Here is a 20,967-nt window from a genome sequence, read left to right as displayed (position 1 = left end):
TTGCGAAGATTTCTCCTCCGTCGAAATGACAAGATTGTGGTTTATTACTTGAAATATAAAAAATTTAATCTGCAAAGATGTCTTAAAATCTACGTGAAAAATCACTTCCTCTAACTAATAATTAAAAACACAATTGTATGAATACAAAAATATTGACAGACGGAATACCATTAAACGAAGCAAAAAAAGCCTTAATTATGATTCATGGTCGCGGTGCAAGTGCTCATGATATCCTCTCAATTGCAAAACATCTTAGGGTTGACGATTTTGCTTTGGTTGCGCCTGAAGCGGAAAACAGAACTTGGTATCCGTATTCGTTTTTAGTTCCGCTGAACGAAAACGAGCCTTCATTCTCAAAGTCATTAGAGGCAATTCATCAAGTGGTGGTGGCTGTTCAGCAAAATGGAATTGAAAAAGAAAATATTTATTTCTTGGGATTTTCTCAAGGTGCTTGTCTCGCTTTGGAATTTACGACCCGAAATGCTGCAAAATACGGCGGAATCGTAGCATTCACAGGTGGATTAATTGGCGACAAGGTATATGAAAATCACTATTCAGGAAACTTTGAAAATACGCCAGTCTTTATTGGAACAAGCGATCCTGATTTTCACGTTCCTGTAGAAAGAGTAAATGATACTGAAACACTTATGACAAAAATGGGTGCTGATGTTACTAAAAAAATCTATCCAAACATGGGACATACTATTAGTCAGGATGAAGTCGATTGTGCAAATGCCTTAATTTTCAATAAAAGATAATGATTACCATAACTCGCGTTTACAGCGATTCAAACGGTGAAAGTCATTTTGAAGATTTTCAAGTTCCGTTGAAAAACAATGGCGATATCGGATTTTTATCTGATGATGAACCGGTGAAATCTATTGTTTTCAGAGAAGTTAGTCCGTCTTACGATTACGATTATCATAATGCGCCAAACCGTCAGTATATTGTTTTACTTGATGGTGGCGTAGAAATCGAAACTTCAATGGGAGAAAAAAGAACATTCCCAACTGGTTCTATTCTGTTGGTTGAAGACACTATCGGAAAAGGCCATAAAACCAAAAATATCGAGCCAAAACTTCGAAAATCGATATTCATAAAACTATAATTTTTTTGCCACTAATTTCCACTAATTTTTTTTGATTATGAAAATGCTGAAAATATAATTTCACGAAGTATTTTCCATGAAGACGCTAAGTTTTCTTTTATAATATAGATTCAAATCTGCTCAAATCTTTTTAAATCTGCGTGAAAAACTTTTTTAGTTCTTTGTGGACTTTCTAATTATGCCATTTTCATATCAATAAATCACGATAAATCATGTAAAAACCAAATTGACTTTCTTAAAACAAAGCCTTTAACTAAAACGGAACATTCTTTGGTTATAGCGTAAAAGTTCCAAAACGCACCTTGTTTTATTTCTTAATCTAGGTTAATCGATGCAGAAGCATAACGGACGTAAATTTGTATAAGAAAATCAATAACAATTTAATATAAAAACAACCATGGAAAATAAAATATTAGGCTTACATCATATTACTGCAATCGCAGGCGACGCTAAACGTAATTTTGACTTTTATTCAAAAGTTTTAGGATTAAGATTTATCAAAAAAACGGTAAATTTTGATGATCCCGGAACCTATCATTTTTACTTTGGCGACGAAGTAGGAAGCGCTGGAACAATTTTGACATTTTTCCCTTGGGGAGCTGGAATTCAACAAGGAAGAAAAGGTGCTGGAATGGCAACTGAAATTGGTTATTCTGTTCCGAAAGGCAGCCTTGACTTTTGGCAAAAACGTTTTGAGCAGTACAATATAATTTATAATAAACCTGCTGAAAAGTTTGGAGAAAAATACTTGACTTTCTTAGATCCAGACGGACTAAAATTAGAGTTGATCGAATCTAAAACAGGCGATAACAGAAAAGCTTGGGAAACCGACGAAGTAAAAGCAGATGTGGCTACAAAAGGTTTTCATAATATCACTTTGACTTTAAACAATATCAAACCAACTGCTGCAATCTTAACAGAAATATTTGGCTATAAATTAATCGATCAAGAAGTAAATCGTTACCGTTATGCAACAGATGCTGTCGAAAATGCTGCCATCGTTGACTTGGTAGAATTACCAGAGGAAAAACGCGGTTTAAATGCAAACGGAACTGTTCATCACGTAGCTTTCCGTGTTCCAAATGATGAAATTTTGATGAAATTCAGAGAAAAAATCGAAGATTACGGATTGTCTATTACACCGCAAATCGACAGAAATTATTTCCATTCTCTTTATTTTAGAGAACCAGGAGGCGTATTGTTTGAAATTGCAACCGACAACCCAGGTTTTACAGTAGATGAAAGCTTAGAAGAATTAGGTAAAAACTTGAAACTTCCTGCACAATATGAAGCTGATAGAGCAGCAATTGAAGCGCATTTGGTGAAAATAAACTAAAAAAACAGTAGATTTCAGATTATTAAATTCTGAGTTTAGACGAAGGGAACGCTTAAAAACAGCAAAAGGCATTAATTCATAATTAGTGTCTTTTGCTGTTTTATGTTCATTAATAATCGACCTCATAATTTCTAATTCATTCAATATAAAAACATTACTTTGGAATTCGTAATTTAATCAATACCTGAATTATGTAAAATCTAAGGCTTATTTTAATAAAAAATGCTTTGATAAAAACCTAAATTTGAGATACTCAACTAAAAATCTAGATTATGAAAAATGCCATGTTCCTAATACTATTTACTTTCTTTTTTTCCTGCCAACAAAAAGAAAAGCAAAAAGAAAATAAAACCAATTCGGTTATTCCAGACACAATTGTAGTCAAAAAAGAACGAGCGGAAAACAAGCAAATAGACGACACTATCTTTATGAATTTCAAAGATGATAATAATCTAAATACAGCCGAAGGTCTATTAGATTCTGTTCATCCGCGAGTGTTTGTCAAATTTAAAAATGAAAGTTTAGGAACATTAGAAGCTAAGATAATACTAGCTACGAACAATGGAAATATCCGTTTCAATCAAATTATTTTTCCAGATAATTCCTCAGATGGCCCTTTTGGGAAGGACTTGAAAATGCAGCTTACCCAAAAAGGAAATCACGTCATAGTAATCGGTCATTCACAAATGGCAGATAATCCTTACTGGGGTAACTTTAAAGTCGAACTTAAGAATAAGAAACAATAAAAAGCCAGAGACTTTTGAGGCTTTTTCAGTTTCTGAAAGACAAAAAAAATTGCGCAAAGTCAGAGACATTTGCGCAGCTTTTTATGGGAACTCTTTGTGGAGCGGGACACACCACCTCATCGCAAAAATTACTGATTCATGCTTAAATAAAGATAGCCAGCCGTTGTTACTTCTTTTTGATCTGAATTTTGATATCTGAGAATATAATAGTAAGTACCCGTTGGAAGTCCTTTGCTTTGATTAACTACTGCCCTTCCATTTGAGTAGCCTTCAAAAGCATTGCTTTCATTATTGTATCCATCGGTATGAAAAACAATTACACCCCATCGATTATAAATTTCAACCGTATTTTTTGGATAACATTCAATACCATCAATTTTAAACCTATCATTTATGCTGTCTCCATTTGGCGAAAATGCATTATGAACAACTACTTGGCAACCCACTATATCAAGTACTGTTGGATCGTTGTCCTGATTTGTAGGAGACGATTTGTCTGACAAGTCACTCACATCTTCCCCATTAGGATTTACTGGTGTTGGAGGTCCTTTCGCTTCGGCTAAAGCCTGATTGACAACTTGACCTTTTGCTAAATCATCTGAAGTGATAATGTACTGAGCTCTGTATAGCCATTTCTCATTTGTGTCTAAATATCCATTTGAATTAAGATCTCCTGTTTTATTGCCCGAATCTACGGGATCAAGAGCAGGCGTTGACAATCCAGGAAGTGGATCAGTTACTTTTACATTACTTAAACGAGTATTTCCGATATTACTGACCGTAAAAAGATAATTTACTACATCGCCCACTTTTGCATTATTAAAGTCTCCGCTAAATGAAAAGATTTCCTTGACAATCGCAATTTTTGGAATATTTGGCAATGGAACTACGGTGCAAGTCGGGCAATTTGGATCATAATACTCATCACCCGGCTTAACAGGATTTGTTGGGTCTTCAGAAGTATCGGTAACAGTAGTACCTCCCGGATTATCTGGAGTTGGTGGCGTGTTTCCTTGAGCAATCGCGCTATTGTAAATCACACCTTTCTCAAAATCTGATTCCTTTATTGTATAAGTTAACTGAGCTTTGCCTGTCTGCCCAGGATCTAATGCATTCGGCGTAACGGATAAATTGGTAATGCCTAAAAACTGATCATTAATCGTTACATTTTCTAATCTAATATTTCCAGTATTTTGTACTGTAAATGTGTATGTAATTGTTTCATTTACATCAGTAAGACCATTTCCGTTGCTGTCATTAGTACCTGAAAATGAAGCATCTTTATATAACAAAATGGAAGGTTGCGGTACAATCGGAGTCAAAATAATGCTGTCTTGATCATTTTCTGTCGGATCATTGTTATTTGGAGTTGAATTTGGATCAAAATTATCCGAAGCTATTATTTGCGCAATATTTTTGTATTCGTTCGCAGTTCCGGTCGATGTGTTCACTCTGACCTTGTAAGTCAACGAAACAGGATTATTAACCGAAACAATAAACACTGGCCAAGTAATTGTGTTTCCAGACAATACTCCGCCATTGTTTGCACTGATAAAAGTATAACCCGATGGCAATACATCATTTGCACGCACACCGGTAGCATTATTTGGACCAAGATTACTTACGGTTATTGTAAAATCAACCTGATCACCAACAAAAGGCGACATATTGCTCACCGATTTTTTCAAAGCAATATCAGAACATAAAATAACGGTTAGATCAACTTTTAACGCATTTCCAATACTATTTTCACAGACAGCATTATTTTGCACTGTAACATAATAAGATGTATTTGCAGTTATAGCAGGCGTTACAAAGGTAGAACCCGTGTAAAGCAAAACAGATAAATTAGCATCTTGGTACCATTTAAAAATAGGATTACTAATAGCACTTGTAGCTGTTATTGATGCACTACCTCCAGTACATAACGAAGCATTTGAAGTAGTTACTGAAATATCAGAAGCCAAAGCCAATGGATTGACTGTTGCCACAACCGCTTTTCTGGTGTTGATCGCGTTTTCGCAGACTCCGTCGCCGCTTACGCTGACATAATAGGTTGTCGTTGTTGCAGGTGTTACAGTATAAGTATCTCCTGTAAATAACGCTGTAGTCGTTGTCTGATCTGCATACCATCTGAAAATTGGTGTTGTAATAGTTGTTGAAGCTGTAAGCGAAGTCGATGAACCCGCGCAAATTACAGCATCTGAAGCCGTAATATCAGCATCCAAACCTAATCTATTTACAGTAACCACGACAGGTTTTCTAGTGTTGATCGCATTTTCGCAAACTCCATCACCGCTTACGCTGACGTAATACGTTGTCGTTGTTGCCGGAGTTACAGTGTAAGTATCTCCAGTAAAGAGTGCTGTAGTTGTTGTCTGATCCGCGTACCATCGGAAAACTGGTGTTGTTATTCCAGTAGTTGAAGCTGTAAGCGTAGTCGATGAACCTGCACAGATTACAGCATCTGAAGCCGTGATATCAGCATCCAAGCCTAATCTATTTACAGTAACCACGACAGATTTTCTGGTGTTGATGGCATTCTCGCAGACGCCATCACCGCTTACGCTGACATAATACGTTGTCGTTGTTGCAGGAGTTACGTTATAAGTATCTCCTGTAAAGAGTGCTGTAGTCGTTGCCTGATCAGCATACCATCTGAAAACTGGTGTTGTAATAGTTGTTGAAGCTGTAAGCGAAGCTGATGAACCCGCACAAATTACAGCATCTGAAGCTGTGATATCAGCATCCAAACCTAATCTATTTACAGTAACCACGACAGGTTTTCTGGTATTGATAGCATTTTCACAAACTCCATCACCGCTTACGCTGACATAATACGTTGTCGTTGTTGCCGGAGTTACGCTAAAAGTATCTCCTGTAAAGAGCGCCGTAGTTGTTGCCTGATCAGCATACCATCTGAAAACTGGATTTGTTATTCCAGTTGTTGAAGCTGTAAGAGCAGTCGATGAACCCGCACAAATTACAGCATCTGAAGCCGTGATATCAGCATCCAAACCTAATCTATTCACAGTAACCACAACCGCTTTTCTAGTATTGATGGCGTTTTCACAAACTCCATCGCCGCTTACGCTGACGTAATACGTTGTTGTTGTTGCCGGAGTTACAGTGTAAGTATCTCCTGTAAATAACGCTGTAGTCGTTGTCTGATCTGCATACCATCTGAAAATTGGTGTTGTAATAGTTGTTGAAGCTGTAAGCGAAGTCGATGAACCCGCACAGATTACAGCATCTGAAGCCGTGATATCAGCATCCAATCCTAATCTATTTACAGTAACCACGACAGGTTTTCTGGTGTTGATGGCATTCTCGCAGACTCCGTCACCGCTTACGCTGACATAATACGTTGTCGTTGCTGCAGGAGTTACGTTATAAGTATCTCCTGTAAAGAGTGCTGTAGTCGTTGTCTGATCAGCATACCATCTGAAAACTGGTGTTGTAATAGTTGTTGAAGCTGTAAGCGAAGCTGATGAACCCGCACAAATTAATGCATCTGAAGCCGTGATATCAGCATCCAAACCTAGTCTATTCACAGTAACTGCAACCGCTTTTCTGGTATTAATGGCATTTTCACAGACACCATCGCCGCTTACGCTGACATAATACGTTGTCGTTGCTGCAGGTGTTACAGTATAAGTATCTCCTGTAAATAACGCTGTAGTCGTTGTCTGATCTGCATACCATCTGAAAATTGGTGTTGTAATAGTTGTTGAAGCTGTAAGCGAAGTCGATGAACCCGCGCAAATTACAGCATCTGAAGCCGTAATATCAGCATCCAAACCTAATCTATTGACAGTCACCACGACCGCTTTTCTAGTGTTGATCGCGTTTTCACAGACGCTATCGCCGCTTACGCTAATATAATATGTTGTCGTTGTTGCAGGTGTTACAGTATAAGTATCTCCTGTAAATAACGCTGTAGTCGTTGTCTGATCTGCATACCATCTGAAAATTGGTGTTGTAATAGTTGTTGAAGCTGTAAGCGAAGTCGATGAACCCGCACAGATTACAGCATCTGAAGCCGTAATATCAGCATCCAAACCTAATCTATTTACAGTAACCACGACAGGTTTTCTGGTGTTGATGGCATTCTCGCAGACACCATCACCGCTTACGCTGACGTAATACGTTGTCGTTGTTGCAGGTGTTACAGTATAAGTATCTGCTGTATTTAATATCGTGGTACTTGTCTGATCTGCATACCATCTGAAAACTGGATTTGTTATTCCAGTAGCTGAAGCTGTAAGCGTAGTCGATGACCCCTCGCAAATTACAGCATCTGAAGCAGTAATATCAGAATCTAAACCTAATCTGTTGACATTTACTACAACCGCTTTTCTGGTATTGATGGCATTATCACAAATATTAGTTCCTCTCACACTAACATAATACGTCGTTGTAGTTTGTGGCGAAGGATCAAATACAGCTCCAATGGATAGCGGATCGGCAGAAACTTGATCTGCATACCAAAAAAATTCAGGATTACTGATTGTTGATGAAGCGGTCAAGACTGCGACGTCTCCTGAACAAATGGTCTGATCAGCAGCATCTATATCTGCGGCCGTTGCCAAAGGATTCATCGAAACGGTTACCGGCTTTCTTGTATTTGGCGCATTTTCACAAGCATTGTCTCCGCTCACACTTAAATAATAAATTGTAGTTACTGTTGGAGATACCGTGTAAGTGTCTCCGATGTTTAATATTGCTGTCGTCGTTTGATCTGCATACCATCTGAAAATTGGCGAAGTGACGGTTGCTGATGAAGCAGAAAGAACTGATGCCTCGCCTGGACAAGTTGTAGTATCTGTTGCCGTGATATCTGAAACAACTGCTAGAGGATCAACATTTACAGTCACTGCTTTTCTTGTATTGACGGCATTCTCACAAACACCGTCACCGCTTACGCTTACATAATACGTGGTCGTTGAGGTTGGGGAAACAGTAAAAGTATCTCCTGTGCTGAGCGCTGTAGTAGTTGTTTGATCGGCGTACCATTTAAATATTGGTGTTGTAACTGTAGTTGTTGAAGCAGAAAGAACTACCGAAGATCCTGCGCAAATTTCATCATCCGCAACAGCGATATCCGAGTCCAAAGCCAGCGTATTTACAGTCACAGTTACTGCTTTTCTAGTATTTATAGCATTTTCACAGACTCCGTCCCCGCTTACACTTACGTAATAGGTTGTTGTTACGGCGGGAGAAACAGTATAAGTATCTCCAGTGAAGAGAAGTGTAGCACTTGTTTGATCAGCATACCATCTAAAAACGGGCGTGGTCACAGTAGTTGATGAAACTGCTAGTGCTGCGGAAGAACCAGCGCATATTGTTGCGTCTGTACTTAGTATATCAGAATCAAGTCCTAAAGAATTTATTGTTACTGTAATGGGTTTTCTAAAATTCGGCTCATTCTCACAGACATTATTACCTTTTACACTGACATAATACGTTGTAGTTGAGACTGGGGAAACAGTATACGTTGTACCAGTATTAATTGCTGTCGTACTGTTTTGATCAGCATACCATGTAAAGGTAGGAATACCGATAGTTAATGTACTTACCGTTAGCGTAGTACTATCGCCGGGACAGACTTCACTGTCTGCACCTGTAATATCAGATGCGGTCGCAGAGGCATTAACATTTACAGTAATTAATCTTGTTGTTGCAGCTGATGGACAGCCACTCAAGCCAGTTATAGTATAGGTAATTGTTGCATTTCCCGGTCCATTACCAGTAATTACCCCATTTGCATCTACAGTGGCAATACCAGGAAAATCTGAACTCCAAAGTCCGCCCGGGTCGCCATCAGTAGTAAAAAGGGTTGTATCTCCAATACATAAATTCTGTTTTCCTGATAAAGTCCCCGGATTAGCTTGAATAATATTTACAGAATAAACAGAAGGTATGACTGGACAACTTCCCGTTTGTATTATGGTGTATTTTATATTTGTTGTACCACGTGCAACACCAGTCACCACACCATTCACATCAACAGTCGCAATAGTTGGATCTTCACTTTCCCATAATCCGCCAGGAGTTCCGCTCGAAGTTAATGCAGAAGTACCGCTAACACAAATATCTTGATTTCCTGATATCGTACCCGATTCAGCCGCATCTTCAATCGTAATTGATCTTGTAGCCGATGCATCGGCACAACCTCCTGTTCCACTAACGGTATACGTTATAAATGTTGTACCCGGCAATAATCCTGTAATGACGCCACCACTGTCAACAGATGCTATGGTAGTATCAAGGCTTGACCAAGTACCTCCTGCAGCGCCATCGGAACTAAAAGTTGTTGTTGTTCCTTGGCAAATATTTTGCGTTCCCGATAAATTTCCAGCATTTGGAGGCGCTGTTATGGTCAATGTTACCGGAGTTCGCACAGAAGTTGTGCAACTACCATTATTTCCCTGTGCATAATACGTTACGGTTCCTACTGTGCTTAGTGTTGGAGATGCTACAATATTTCCAGCAGTCGCGGCATCATACCAAACTACAGACTGACCACTAGGAACGCTCGCAGTTGCTGTCAGCGTGGTTGGAGAACATCCTTGAGACGCAATTGTTGTATCGACTGGTATGCTTGCAGCAGTCAATGTAATTAATGCATTATTTGAAATATTCCCATCAGCATCTCTGCCGTTATATGCCATTGGAGTTGGTGCTATTACACTGCTGGATTGTGGTTCAAAGGTAACTTGACCAGCAGAGTTCACTTCCCAAACTCCTTCTCCCGGAATAGTTATTGAAACAATATCCCCTTGTCCGTCAGTAATAATATTTGTTCCCGTTCCCGGATTTACCAAACTTAACGTTGAAGGAACAATCGTATTTCCAGTAGTGTCATTGGACAAAATATTTATTGCCCCCGAAGGACTTCCTACATTGAAACAAGCCACATCTGGCGTAGCAGCTGGAAGTCCAATTGCATAATCTTCAACTTCACCATCCATGAATGCGCCGCCAGTATCCGAAGTGGTAATGGCTTCTGTGGTTGTTCTTACTCTTAAATAAGTTCTTGCATGACCTGCTGTATTGGTCAAAGTAACATTGTTCCAAGTAAGATTAACGCTTCCTGACAATGTTCCTGCCGGCGTTGTTGCTGTAGTACCTTCTGAAGCCTGAAATACGCCGTCATTATTCCAGTCAATCCAAGCCACATAATTTGCTGGCAGTCCTGTATTATTATGAAAAGTTGTAGCAACTGTATAACTACTGATTAATTGTCCGTTGTTTGTCAAAGGCGGAATGGTCTGTATTCCATCATCATCAACAGAAGCGTCTGCTAATACAGATGGTGAACCATCGGGCTCTGTGTAATTAGTATCTCCTAAAATAAGTGTTCCAACAACGCCGTGAGATGGTCCGCCAGAAGCTAGCAATGTTTTATAACTGTCTGGTGCATCTCCAAAATCTGAACTAATCGTAATTACTATCGGACTTAAGCCTGATGCTTGGACATTGGCTTGACCGGTAACACTCCAAATTCCTGTCATCAAAAAGAAATCAGTTACTTTGGTAGTTGATGATGGTGGCGTAAACAAAACCTGATGGTTTAGATCATCAGGAGTACCAGATCCTCCACTAGTTGTTTGTCTTCTAATTGTCATCGCATTAGGCAAAGCCGCCGCCGCTGTTGCTCCAATTGAATTGCTTACTAAAGTTCTCCAACTATGACCTGCCGCAGAAGTATTGATTGATTGGTTTGTAAGCTGTGTTGTGGGGCCGCTAATGATATACGGAACATACGTATTGCCATCATAACCAAAAAAAGCAACCCATTCAGCATTTCCATTTGGTGTTCCATGCACCCCATCAATGTCCAAAGCAAGAAAATTGATGCTGGAAATTGGTCGGCTGAAATAAATTCTAAAACCAATACTATTTGTGCAATTATTTCCCACTCCATTATCGGCATTTTGGGTATTTGCCATTTGAATTTTGGTGAAATTTGTCGGAGTTTTGTCTCCAACATAAGCCGGAAGCGTAATTCCTGTGAACAGTCCTCCAATATCTGGCCCAGGAGTTCCTGAACCGGCAGCGCCTGTAGAATGTGTTGCACTTCCTGTCGTGATAAGCTGCGCTTTTACAATTGTTCCATCAGGCATTCTTTTTCCATTTGGCATTGAACTTAAAATATCAGCAATTGAAAAACTGTAATTCGTTTGAGCAGATACACTTGTTATTAAAAACACTGTAATAAATACTAATAAGATTTTAACTGTATTTTTCATTATCGATAAATTTTAGTGTGCTATATTTTTTCTTTCAGATAAGTTGAAGCCAGAATTACAAAGCAGTAATTATAAACTCACTTCGTCTATTGGCTTGATGTTCTTCTTCGGTACATTGAACCCCATCTGAACATTTATTGACAAGTTGTGTCTCTCCGTATCCTTTTCCAGTCAAGCGGTCGGCTTTTACGCCATTTTTAATCAGCCAATTAATTGTTGATTTTGCTCTTCGGTCAGATAAAGCTTCGTTGTATTGATGTGATGCTCTACTATCGGTATGTGAACGAATATCAAGTTTCATATTAGGATACTCATTTAATACCGCCAATATTTTTTCTAAATCGATAGCCGCTTCGGTTCTGATATTGGATTTATCCAAATCAAAGTAGATCATTTTTATACCAAAACAAACTCCTAGATCATCACCAACAGTTACTCGGCAAACACCTCTATCTAAAGCAATTGGCAAGCTGGTTTTTCCGGTAATTTTTGGAATGGTTACAGAAACTTCTTTCGTTTCATAATCCTCTTTTTCAGCTCTAACTTGATACGATTTCCCGCATTCAACAGAAAAAGAATAATTTCCTGAATTGTCTGAAAGCACAGTATTTTTAACCGCCATTTTATCATCAAACAAAGTAACTTTAGCTCCCTGCAGAACAGCTCCCGTTTGCACATCGGTAATAACCCCATCAAGTTCTTGAATACAATTGAGTCTTCTGGTTTCTAAGAAACTGTAGATGTCATCAGAACCATGACCGCCGTCTTTATTCGAACTAAAATATCCTTTTCGGGTCGCAGGATTAATGATGTAGGCAAAATCATCTTTGGGAGAATTAACATCGGATCCTAAATTTTGGATATTGCTTATTTTACCATCTGAATCAATATTGGCAACAAAAACATCCAAACCTCCCAGGCCGGGATGACCGTCTGATGAAAAATAAATTTCATTTTCACTTGTTACATACGGGAATGTTTCTTTTCCTTCTGTATTGATTATATTGCCAAGATTTTCTGGCGTTCCGTAGCCACCATTAGAATTTATGCTTACTTTATACAAATCAGATTGCCCGATTGTGCCCGGCATATCAGAAGCAAAATAAAGTGTTTTTTCATCTGGACTTAAGGCAGGATGAGCTACACTGTATGTATTGCTGTTAAAAGGAAGTTCAGTAATATTTGACCATTTATTATCTTTATCTAACGTGGCTTTATAGATTTTTATGAAAGTAGTTTTGTTCTCGTCTTTTCCTTTTTTTCCGTTGAGGTAATTATTTCTAGTGAAATAAACTGTTTTTCCATCACGCGTAAAAACGGGAGAAGCTTCGTGAAATTTTGTATTAATCGCAGATTTAAACTTATTTACTTTTGTTGATTTTCCGGTTTCAGGGTCAAGATCTGCATTGTAAATATTCGTAAAATATTCACCAGTCCATTTATGTTTTCGTTGTGTAAAATTTCCGGTATCTCTGGCAGAAGCAAAATAAAGCTTGTTGTTGTAAACAAATGATCCATAGTCTGAATATTTGCTGTTTACCCCAGCATCTTCAATTTTATATCTTCCCGAATTTGATTTTATTACATCTAAATAATTGACATCGTCTTTATAAAGTTTGCCTCTGTTGTCATTTTTTGATTTAAGATAAAAATCATCCATAAGCTTATTTGCTTTGTCAGCCTCGCCTATTGATTTTAGTGATTGTGCATATCTGTAATAATATTCGGGTTCAACAGCGGTATTCATTGCAAACAACTCGCCGTACCATTTTGCGGCACCTGCGAAATCGGAATTAAAATAATAGGAGTTTCCTAGTTTTTTAAACATATCCTCAGATTTGTAACCTTTATTGGCTACCTTTTCATATGTTTTTATCGCATCGACGTAGGCGTAATTATCATATTTTTTATCTCCGGAATTTACTTTGGCTTGCTGCGCATAACTGCCAAAAGAAAAAGTACTTACAACTGTAAGGAAAAGTAGTGTATAGTTTTTCATGATACTTTTTTTTAGAAGAAACGAGGAGTTGTGATTTTGCCATTGTTTATGAAGAATTCATATCGCAGAAATATTTCATGCGAACCAGAATTATAGTTCCTTAATTGGGTGGTTTCTTGATCGTATCCATAGCCAACATATAATCCATCTGTGATTTGAAATCCAGCCATCGCACTCACGGCAGCGTCCCAACGATAGGCAACTCCGAGTGTTAATTTTTCGAAGAATAAAAAATTAGCCGATACATCGACCTGAAGCGGTGCTCCTTCAACCATTTTTGTCAAGAGTGCAGGTTTAAATTTAATTTCTTGGGAAAAATTAAAAACATAACCGCCCATCAAGTAGTAGTTTATTTTGTCTTTATAAATTGCTACATCATTGTCGTCATATCTGTTGGTCTGAATGAAATTAGGTACGGAGAATCCAATATAGGCGCGGTCTGAGTGCCAATAAATACCTGCTCCAACATTTGGAGAAACATCACTGTTTAGATTTTGAAATTGAGGATCGCTTTGGCTTTCGGGATTCAGTTTGCTGGCATCAAGATTAAAAATGTCAACTGAACCTTTTATTCCAAAAGAAAGTTTCCATGTTTCTGAAGTGGGAATAGTATAGGACAAATCGACAGAAAACTCATTTTCGTTTGTTGGTCCGATTTTGTCGTTGACCAAAGACGCGCCAAGTCCAATATTGCTATTGTTTATCGGAGTGTTTACAGAAATTGTGTTGGTTTTTGGTGCACCATCTAATCCTACCCATTGATCACGATGCAATGCAAAAACACTCAGCACGCCACGGGATCCAGCATAAGCCGGATTTATGTTTATGGTATTATACATATATTGCGTATACTGCGCATCTTGCTGTGCATAACTACCGCAAAAACCAAATAGAAATATGTAAAAAAGTAGTTTTTTCCTCATCTTTCAAATTTTTAAATTTAACATTAAGGCATGACGAATTAGTCATAAGAACTAACGCTCTTCAACAAAATCAATAGAATACATGTTTGATAAGTCAAATCAGTTCCAATAGCTTTATTGGAATCTTATAGACTAGAACAAAGAGAAATAATAAAATTTTAGGAGTGTACTATCCGGTTTGGAAAATATAAAGTGAATCAACACTTTATCAAAAGGCTTCAATTGGTTTGGCTAATAAAGAATTTTAAACTCTATTAAGTACTTAATGACTTAAAAAAGGTGGGGCCAAAAATTGATGACAAACCGATTGAGTTTATCATTGATCAGATAAAACAAGCAACAATAGTTCTCATATCATTTCTTTTACAATGAGAACCAATTAACAGTCTGCATTAAAGATTCAAAGAAGATAATTTTAAAATCTCTTAAGATTTAAAATTTGAGTAGTCAACCTACTCGCTCAATCATACTATTAAGTAATGTTTCTGAAAATGAAACCTTGCAAACATTAATAATAGTATTAAACCTCTTACAAAACTAAAACAAATTATATTGATAATCAATACTTTAGTGTTATTTTTTTCGCACTTTAACATAAATAACACCAAATCGAGTTTTTTGATTTTTTTTCACCAAAATCTTACAGAAGATAAATTCTAACTAAAAAACAAGCATTAAACTTGCCAATTTTCTTTACTGCACAGGAATAGCAGTCAATTGTAATCAAGCAAAAAATGGTTTTATTTTAAGATCTAGGTTTAGCTAAATTTCTATCGTACATAACAATAGTTCCAGCCACAGCGACATTCAAACTTTTTTCAGATTTAAATTTCACTAAATGATGGCATTTTTCCATAACCTTTTTTGACAAGCCATGATCTTCTGCTCCCAGTACATAAACGCAACGTCTTGGGTGTTCAAAAGTTTCGAGGTCGGTTGCATTATCAGATAATTCAACTCCGACTAATCGCGCACCTTTCGGTAAATTTTCAAAAAAAGCCTCAAAAGTATCGTAATGAAAATACGGAATTGCCTTTACGGCGTCATGCGTATCACACGCTTGTTTAGCATATCGGTTTCCAATCGTAAATATAAAAGTAGCACCTAAGTTTTGAGCCGAACGCCACAAAACACCTAAGTTTTCAGGAGTTTTACCATTCTGGATTCCGATGCCGAAATATTCATTTATAAAATTATCATTCATAGCGGCAAAAATACAAACTGTAATTTCATAAATCAATTTTTTATTCGATGACTTTTCGTCCTGAATTTTTTGGAAACAGAAAACCAAATACAATATTTAATTGAAAATCAATTATTTGCAATTGTTTTAGAAATATTCCTTTTAAAACCTTAAAAAAAGACAGAAAAATACTTAATCAATATTTTTATGTACCTAAAATCGTACTTTTTTACTCCATTTGTAACTTCTTATTAATCAACTTTGTAACACAATTACCAGTTACAATGGAAACCACTTTTGAGAATTAGAAAACAGCTTTCTATCTCATTATCAACATTGTAATTACTATCTATTATTTTCTAACCTAAATCTTTAAAAAATGAGAAAATCATTAAAAGTTACCAGTTTGCTGTTTATTGCAGCTTTAGTATTTAACTCCTGCGAAAAGGAACAAGATTTGAATATAGCGCAAAGCACTAACAAAGAAGACGTTACAGCAAGCGTTAACAAAGAGACGCAACAAAACACTAAAAAAGAAGCTCTTGCTGCCGCCGCCGCCGCCGCAGGAAGCGCCGGAGCAAGAACGATTACCTTGCAAACCAACACTTTATCATGTCCGGGTGGTTTGTGTACCTCTTTCGGAGTTTGGTCAACCGGCGTTTATACGGTTTGGTTTCAAATGAAATTTAATTCTGGATTTTATTGGAGCCGAGGCGGTAAATGCGGTTACGGAATATTAATTGGCGATCAAAACACTGGCGGCGACCCAGGATGGGACGGCAACGGTGGTAGCGCCAGATTTATGTGGTATTGCCCAAATGGCTCCAATACAGCAAAAGGCAGTGGCGCTTACTTGCAACCTTATGTTTATTACAGAGATCAGCCGGGTCAATATGGAAATGATTTCGGAAAAAAATATTATATTCAGGAAGGCGTAACTTATAACTGCCAAATATCCGTTAAGCTAAATACGGGTTCAAATACAGACGGTTATGTCAAATATTATGTAAATGGCACGGAAATATTGAATGAAAAAATTCGCTGGGTAACCAACGATTCTAAACGAAATGTAAATGCTGTTTGCTTACATACTTTCCGAGGCGGAAGCCAAGATTACTGGACTGCGCCGGTCACAAGTTCTATTTACTACCCTAGTGCTTCATGGGATGCCAAATAAATTGATGTAAATCAGAATACTAAAAATCAAAACTCCGATGCGGTTATTAAACGCTAATAACGCATTGGAGTTTTTTATTTGTGCCAAAAGGAACTAACTTTAAAATTAAATTTAAATAGTAGGTCATTTCAAAACAGCTTTACTTTAATACGCTTCTTGAAGCTGAAAATTAATTTTATATTAGCGACTTTATCAAATGTCGTAGAAATGTCACAAGAAAACCGCTACCAAAAGCTGCTTTTTAAAATAATTTTGAAGCCAATAAAAAAATAGAAACTATGAATCTAGGTAAAAAAATTTGCGAGACAAGAAAATTAAAAGGCTACACTCAAGAAGAACTTGCAGAATTATCCAAAGTCAATTTGAGAACAATTCAGCGAATTGAAAACAGCAATAATGTTCCTAGAGGAAAAACTTTAGATCTTATTTGTGATGTGCTTCAACTTGATAAAACAGATTTACAAAATGTAGACAAATCGGCACAAAATAATAGAATCGGCGCTTTACTGATCAACGGAATCTTTTTAATTATTTTAAATTTTGCAATAACGCTAAGCATCGTTTTTTTGACCGCGCCACTTGAAGCTACAATCAACAGCAAATTTGGAGCAGTTTTATTGAGCTTTTTTATTCCGTTTTCGATCTTTTATTATACTCAAAAAATGAAAGCAACCGAACGAATTTTTAAATTCGGAGTTGGTTGGGTAATTTATCTTGTTACAATATTATATGCTCAAGGTTTTCGCGGTGCCTGCGCTACAGGATTTACAACATGGATTTTTTCCTGTATCTTGATTTATTTTGGCGTACTATTTTATGGAAAAGTTTTGTTTAAATCAGAGAAGTAAAAAAATAAATATCTAAATGTGCTGCACAATTCCGAAAGCTTTCAGAATTGCGCAGTTTTTTTTTGTAACTCTTTCTAGTGCGGAGATATATTTATTCTTTCTTTAAATAAAAATTTGTCTTTACAATTCCATCTTTGGTAAAATAAAGTTTATTTCTTTTTATTTTAAATGTAAGTGTGTCTGCAGGAAAACCATTTTCTGTGGAATCTAAAAAACAAATAATTTGATTACCTTTTTTTACATAATTCCCTTTAGAAAAAATACTTATTGTATGAATTTCTGTCTTTTCAAAAGTAGCGTCAGAATTTAAAATTATTTGAAAAAAAGCACTTTTATCTTTTGAATAACTCGTATTGTATTTTCCATAAATATTTTTACTACAAGAAGTGAATATAATCAGAAATCCTGCCAATAGAACTATATTTTTCATGTTTATGCCGGTCTATATCTTGTTGTTTCAGTTTATGCTTCCCCTCTCCTTATAGTGTTCCGCAAATGCGCTACGCAAATGTCTCCGACTTTGCGTCATTCTACAAATCTCCAATTTAAAACAAAAAAATTGCGCAAAGTCAGAGACTTTTGCGCAACTTTTTAAGAAGCGAAAACTCTTAACTCCATTCTGGAAACTGAGTTTTATTCAAGTCGAGTTTTTCAATTGCGCTCATTTCGTCATGATCCAATTTGAAATCGAAGATATTTAGATTTTCAACAATGTGTGCTTTTTGCGAAGATCTCGGAATAGCAACAATGCCACGCTGAAAATGCCATCTTAAATTTACTTGAGCAACTGTTTTATTATGCTTTTTGGCAATTTTGGCAAGAACTTCGTTTGTAAAAAGTCCGTTGCGACCTTCTGCAAATGGCGCCCACGCTTCCATCTGTATATGATGTTGTTTTAGCTCATTATAGGCTTGTATTTCTTGATAAAAAGCATGTGTCTCAATCTGATTAACAGCAGGTTTTACCTCAGCATAAGACAAAAGATCAGCCATTTGTTTTGAATCGAAATTGCTTATTCCAATTGCTTTAATCTTTCCGGCTTTGTAAAGTTCTTCCATTGCTTTCCAAGATCCTTTTACATCCCCTCTCGGGCGGTGAATAAGGTATAAATCCAGATAATCAAGTCCTAATTTTGTCAATGTTTCTTCAAAACCTTTTTTAGTGTTTTCATAACCTGCGTCATCAACCCAAAGTTTTGAGGTAACAAAAAGTTCTTTTCTGTTAACGCCGCTCTGCTTTATCCCCTTGCCTACAGCTTCTTCATTTCCGTATATTTTTGCAGTATCAACAAGACGATAGCCTTCTGTTAACGCAGTCGCTACAGATTCCTGGCAAACATCGCCTCTAAGTCCGTAAGTTCCAAAACCGAGCATCGGCATTTTTAGTCCGTTGTTCAGTTTAACATCTGGAATTCCTGTAGCATTTTTATCAGACAAAACATTTCCGAATAAATTAGGCATGCCAAACACGCCTAAATAAATTCCTGCTGCTGCGGTGGTTTGTAAAAATCTGCGTCGGTTTATTTCAATTTTTTGGTTTTCAGAATTCATGGTATTTTATGGTATTAATAGTCTATTCAAATCAGCAAATAAAAGTAAATATTATATTTTAAATTTTGAATGATTAATTTTCATTCTCATCATTCTGTTTTTTAATGACTTTTTTTGGTTCTTTTGCTGTTTTTTGATTTGATGCAGATGGAGCTTCACTGGTCACATAAACCGTTTGTGATGGCGCTAAAAATGTGCCACTACTCTCAATTAAATCCATCATTTTCAACAATATATCTTCTTGTACTTCTTGTGATTTTTCGACATTTTCTGCTTCAATATAGGCGGTAATTTCAATTTTTAAAACATCTGCTGTAATGGCTGTAAATCTTACTATAATAGGAGAATTTTTAACTGACGAATACGAATTCAATAAAGCTCGGAATTCCTTCAATAGAAAACGCATTTGAGCCGAAGTGGTTTCTCTTCTAAAAGTAAAAATCGGATTAAATAAAAATCGGTCACGGTGTGCAAAATTTTCAATTTTACTAGCTGACAATTGTCCATTCGGAATCGTCACGATTGTTCGGGCAGACGTACGCAACGTCGTAGAACGCATTCCTATAGATTCTACCGTTCCTTTAATATCATCAACTCGGCAATAATCGCCCACTCGCAACGGCTGATCGGCGATTAGACTGACACTTCCTACAAAATTTTCAATGGTTTTTTGTGCTCCTAAAGCAAGCGCAATACCTCCAATTCCCAATGCAGCGAGTCCGGCAGTAACATCTACGCCTATGATGCCAAGTATGGCAATAATTCCGATAACAACAATTGCTGCTTTTGTGGTTCGGCTTAAAAATAATATTGCCGAAACCGCCGAAACTCGACCGTTACTACTCATTCGTCTGCTTACAAAGACGCTTACAAAATCGGTCATTCTCCACAGCAAAATCAAAAACGCTATAATTCCGATTGTAATGATAATGATGCTGAAGCGCTGGCGAACCACTATCGAAATCCCCATGCGCTGTGTAAAAGCAACAAATAAAACGACAGTAAGATACATATGAACCGGCAACGCAAGCGCGTTCATAATTGCCTCTCCATTTTCGCTATTCGCTTTTTTCCAAATTTTTTGTATGGCAAAGGCCAATAGAAAAATCAGTAATCGAGAAAGCAAATAAGATATTACGGTCATGACTACAACCACTGCCCAATGTCCTATTGGAACGTTTCCAAATTTCCTTTCTTTTAAAACCGTTGGCAATACTTTGTCTAAAAAAGTTTTTTCTCCTGTAAGATCGGCTGAAACAATCGCATCAATCGTTTCGGAAGAAAAAAGCCATAATGCTGGTTGGCTGTCATCTGACTGATTTTCTAAATAAAGTTGAATGGCTGTTTTGTTTGTAGATATGCTTCCAACGAGATCAACACCTGTCGAAAGATCATCATCTGTACGCCCTATTTCTTTGCTGCTTATAATTGATGATGGCGAAAAAGTTCCTCCTTGGTCCAATAATTGCTGAAAAATCTTGGCAATACGAATTCTTTCGGCTTTTTTGCGATACGAGCGCTTGCTGAGCACAAAATACTGGCTGGCACGCAAATAATTCTGCTCACCTATGGCTTTTATAAATCCGTTGACTGTTCCTTGCGGTGTTCTTCTTCCTAAAGAATCATCCGGAATTTTTACGGGTTCCTCAGTTGTCTTTTTATCACCGCCTAATAGTTGTGCGGCGACAACATCTGGCTTTAGCAACAATAACATCATCAGCAATAAATACGGAAACAAACGCTTAGCATGTAAAATCATAGGAGTCGCATTTTATCTTTTCAACACTAAAATACGAAGAAATGTATTAAAATGCGCTGAAATCATGTTTCAATTAAAAACGA

13 protein-coding genes are annotated in these 20,967 nt (G+C 37.0%); 6 read left to right on the top strand and 7 right to left on the bottom strand.

The window, feature by feature from the left end:
* The first annotated feature begins 137 nt into the window (after nucleotides 1–137).
* From FND99_RS17085 to FND99_RS17070, 4 genes are all read left to right on the top strand, one after another.
* On the top strand, nucleotides 138–758 hold the full coding sequence (locus tag FND99_RS17085; protein ID WP_144339150.1) for an alpha/beta hydrolase: 621 nt from the start codon (nucleotides 138–140) through the stop codon (nucleotides 756–758).
* Nucleotides 758–1,108 carry a cupin domain-containing protein gene (locus FND99_RS17080; protein WP_144339149.1) on the top strand — a complete coding sequence of 117 codons (351 nt, stop codon included), beginning with the start codon at nucleotides 758–760 and terminating at the stop codon, nucleotides 1,106–1,108. The genes FND99_RS17085 and FND99_RS17080 overlap by 1 nt, the downstream gene beginning before the upstream one ends.
* Before the next feature lie 397 nt (nucleotides 1,109–1,505).
* The gene (locus tag FND99_RS17075) at nucleotides 1,506–2,444 is read left to right on the top strand and encodes a ring-cleaving dioxygenase (protein WP_144339148.1); all 939 of its coding nucleotides are present in this window, start codon (nucleotides 1,506–1,508) and stop codon (nucleotides 2,442–2,444) included.
* A 272-nt stretch (nucleotides 2,445–2,716) separates the two neighbouring features.
* A complete protein-coding gene (locus FND99_RS17070; RefSeq protein WP_144339147.1) occupies nucleotides 2,717–3,190 on the top strand; it encodes a hypothetical protein in 474 nt (157 codons plus the stop codon).
* A 128-nt stretch (nucleotides 3,191–3,318) separates the two neighbouring features.
* On the opposite strand, the gene FND99_RS17065 is transcribed toward FND99_RS17070, so the two are convergent.
* The 4 genes from FND99_RS17065 to FND99_RS17050 all read right to left on the bottom strand — a co-directional run bounded on the left by FND99_RS17065 (nucleotide 3,319) and on the right by FND99_RS17050 (nucleotide 15,571).
* A complete protein-coding gene (locus tag FND99_RS17065) occupies nucleotides 3,319–11,445 on the bottom strand; it encodes an Ig-like domain-containing protein (RefSeq protein ID WP_144339146.1) in 8,127 nt (2,708 codons plus the stop codon).
* A gap of 55 nt (nucleotides 11,446–11,500) precedes the next feature.
* Complete coding sequence (locus tag FND99_RS17060) at nucleotides 11,501–13,444, bottom strand: OmpA family protein (RefSeq protein ID WP_144339145.1); 1,944 nt, start codon at nucleotides 13,442–13,444, stop codon at nucleotides 11,501–11,503.
* Nucleotides 13,445–13,455: 11 nt separating this feature from the next.
* Complete coding sequence (locus FND99_RS17055) at nucleotides 13,456–14,367, bottom strand: PorP/SprF family type IX secretion system membrane protein (RefSeq protein WP_144339144.1); 912 nt, start codon at nucleotides 14,365–14,367, stop codon at nucleotides 13,456–13,458.
* 745 nt (nucleotides 14,368–15,112) lie between these two features.
* The gene (locus FND99_RS17050; RefSeq protein WP_144339193.1) at nucleotides 15,113–15,571 is read right to left on the bottom strand and encodes an RNA methyltransferase; all 459 of its coding nucleotides are present in this window, start codon (nucleotides 15,569–15,571) and stop codon (nucleotides 15,113–15,115) included.
* Nucleotides 15,572–15,929: 358 nt separating this feature from the next.
* Between FND99_RS17050 and FND99_RS17045 the strand changes: the two genes are divergently transcribed.
* Both FND99_RS17045 and FND99_RS17040 read left to right on the top strand, forming a co-directional pair.
* Nucleotides 15,930–16,727 (top strand): polysaccharide lyase, encoded by a 798-nt coding sequence (locus FND99_RS17045; protein ID WP_144339143.1) that lies wholly within the window; start codon nucleotides 15,930–15,932, stop codon nucleotides 16,725–16,727.
* A 278-nt stretch (nucleotides 16,728–17,005) separates the two neighbouring features.
* Nucleotides 17,006–17,575, top strand: a complete 570-nt coding sequence (locus tag FND99_RS17040) for a helix-turn-helix domain-containing protein (protein ID WP_144339142.1) — start codon at nucleotides 17,006–17,008, stop codon at nucleotides 17,573–17,575.
* 91 nt (nucleotides 17,576–17,666) lie between these two features.
* Here FND99_RS17040 and FND99_RS17035 read toward each other — a convergent pair whose 3' ends face one another.
* From FND99_RS17035 to FND99_RS17025, 3 genes are all read right to left on the bottom strand, one after another.
* Entirely contained in the window at nucleotides 17,667–18,005 is a 339-nt protein-coding gene (locus tag FND99_RS17035; protein ID WP_144339141.1) for a DUF1934 family protein, read from the bottom strand.
* Nucleotides 18,006–18,183: 178 nt separating this feature from the next.
* Complete coding sequence (locus FND99_RS17030) at nucleotides 18,184–19,125, bottom strand: aldo/keto reductase (protein ID WP_144339140.1); 942 nt, start codon at nucleotides 19,123–19,125, stop codon at nucleotides 18,184–18,186.
* A 73-nt stretch (nucleotides 19,126–19,198) separates the two neighbouring features.
* Nucleotides 19,199–20,884 carry a mechanosensitive ion channel family protein gene (locus tag FND99_RS17025; RefSeq protein ID WP_144339139.1) on the bottom strand — a complete coding sequence of 562 codons (1,686 nt, stop codon included), beginning with the start codon at nucleotides 20,882–20,884 and terminating at the stop codon, nucleotides 19,199–19,201.
* Nucleotides 20,885–20,967: the final 83 nt, after the last annotated feature.

It is taken from the genome of Flavobacterium daemonense (assembly GCF_007341385.1).
Taxonomy (GTDB): Bacteria; Bacteroidota; Bacteroidia; order Flavobacteriales; family Flavobacteriaceae; genus Flavobacterium; species Flavobacterium daemonense.
Note: the sequence above shows the minus strand (reverse complement) of the source record. Positions and strands in the feature narration are given on the sequence as shown.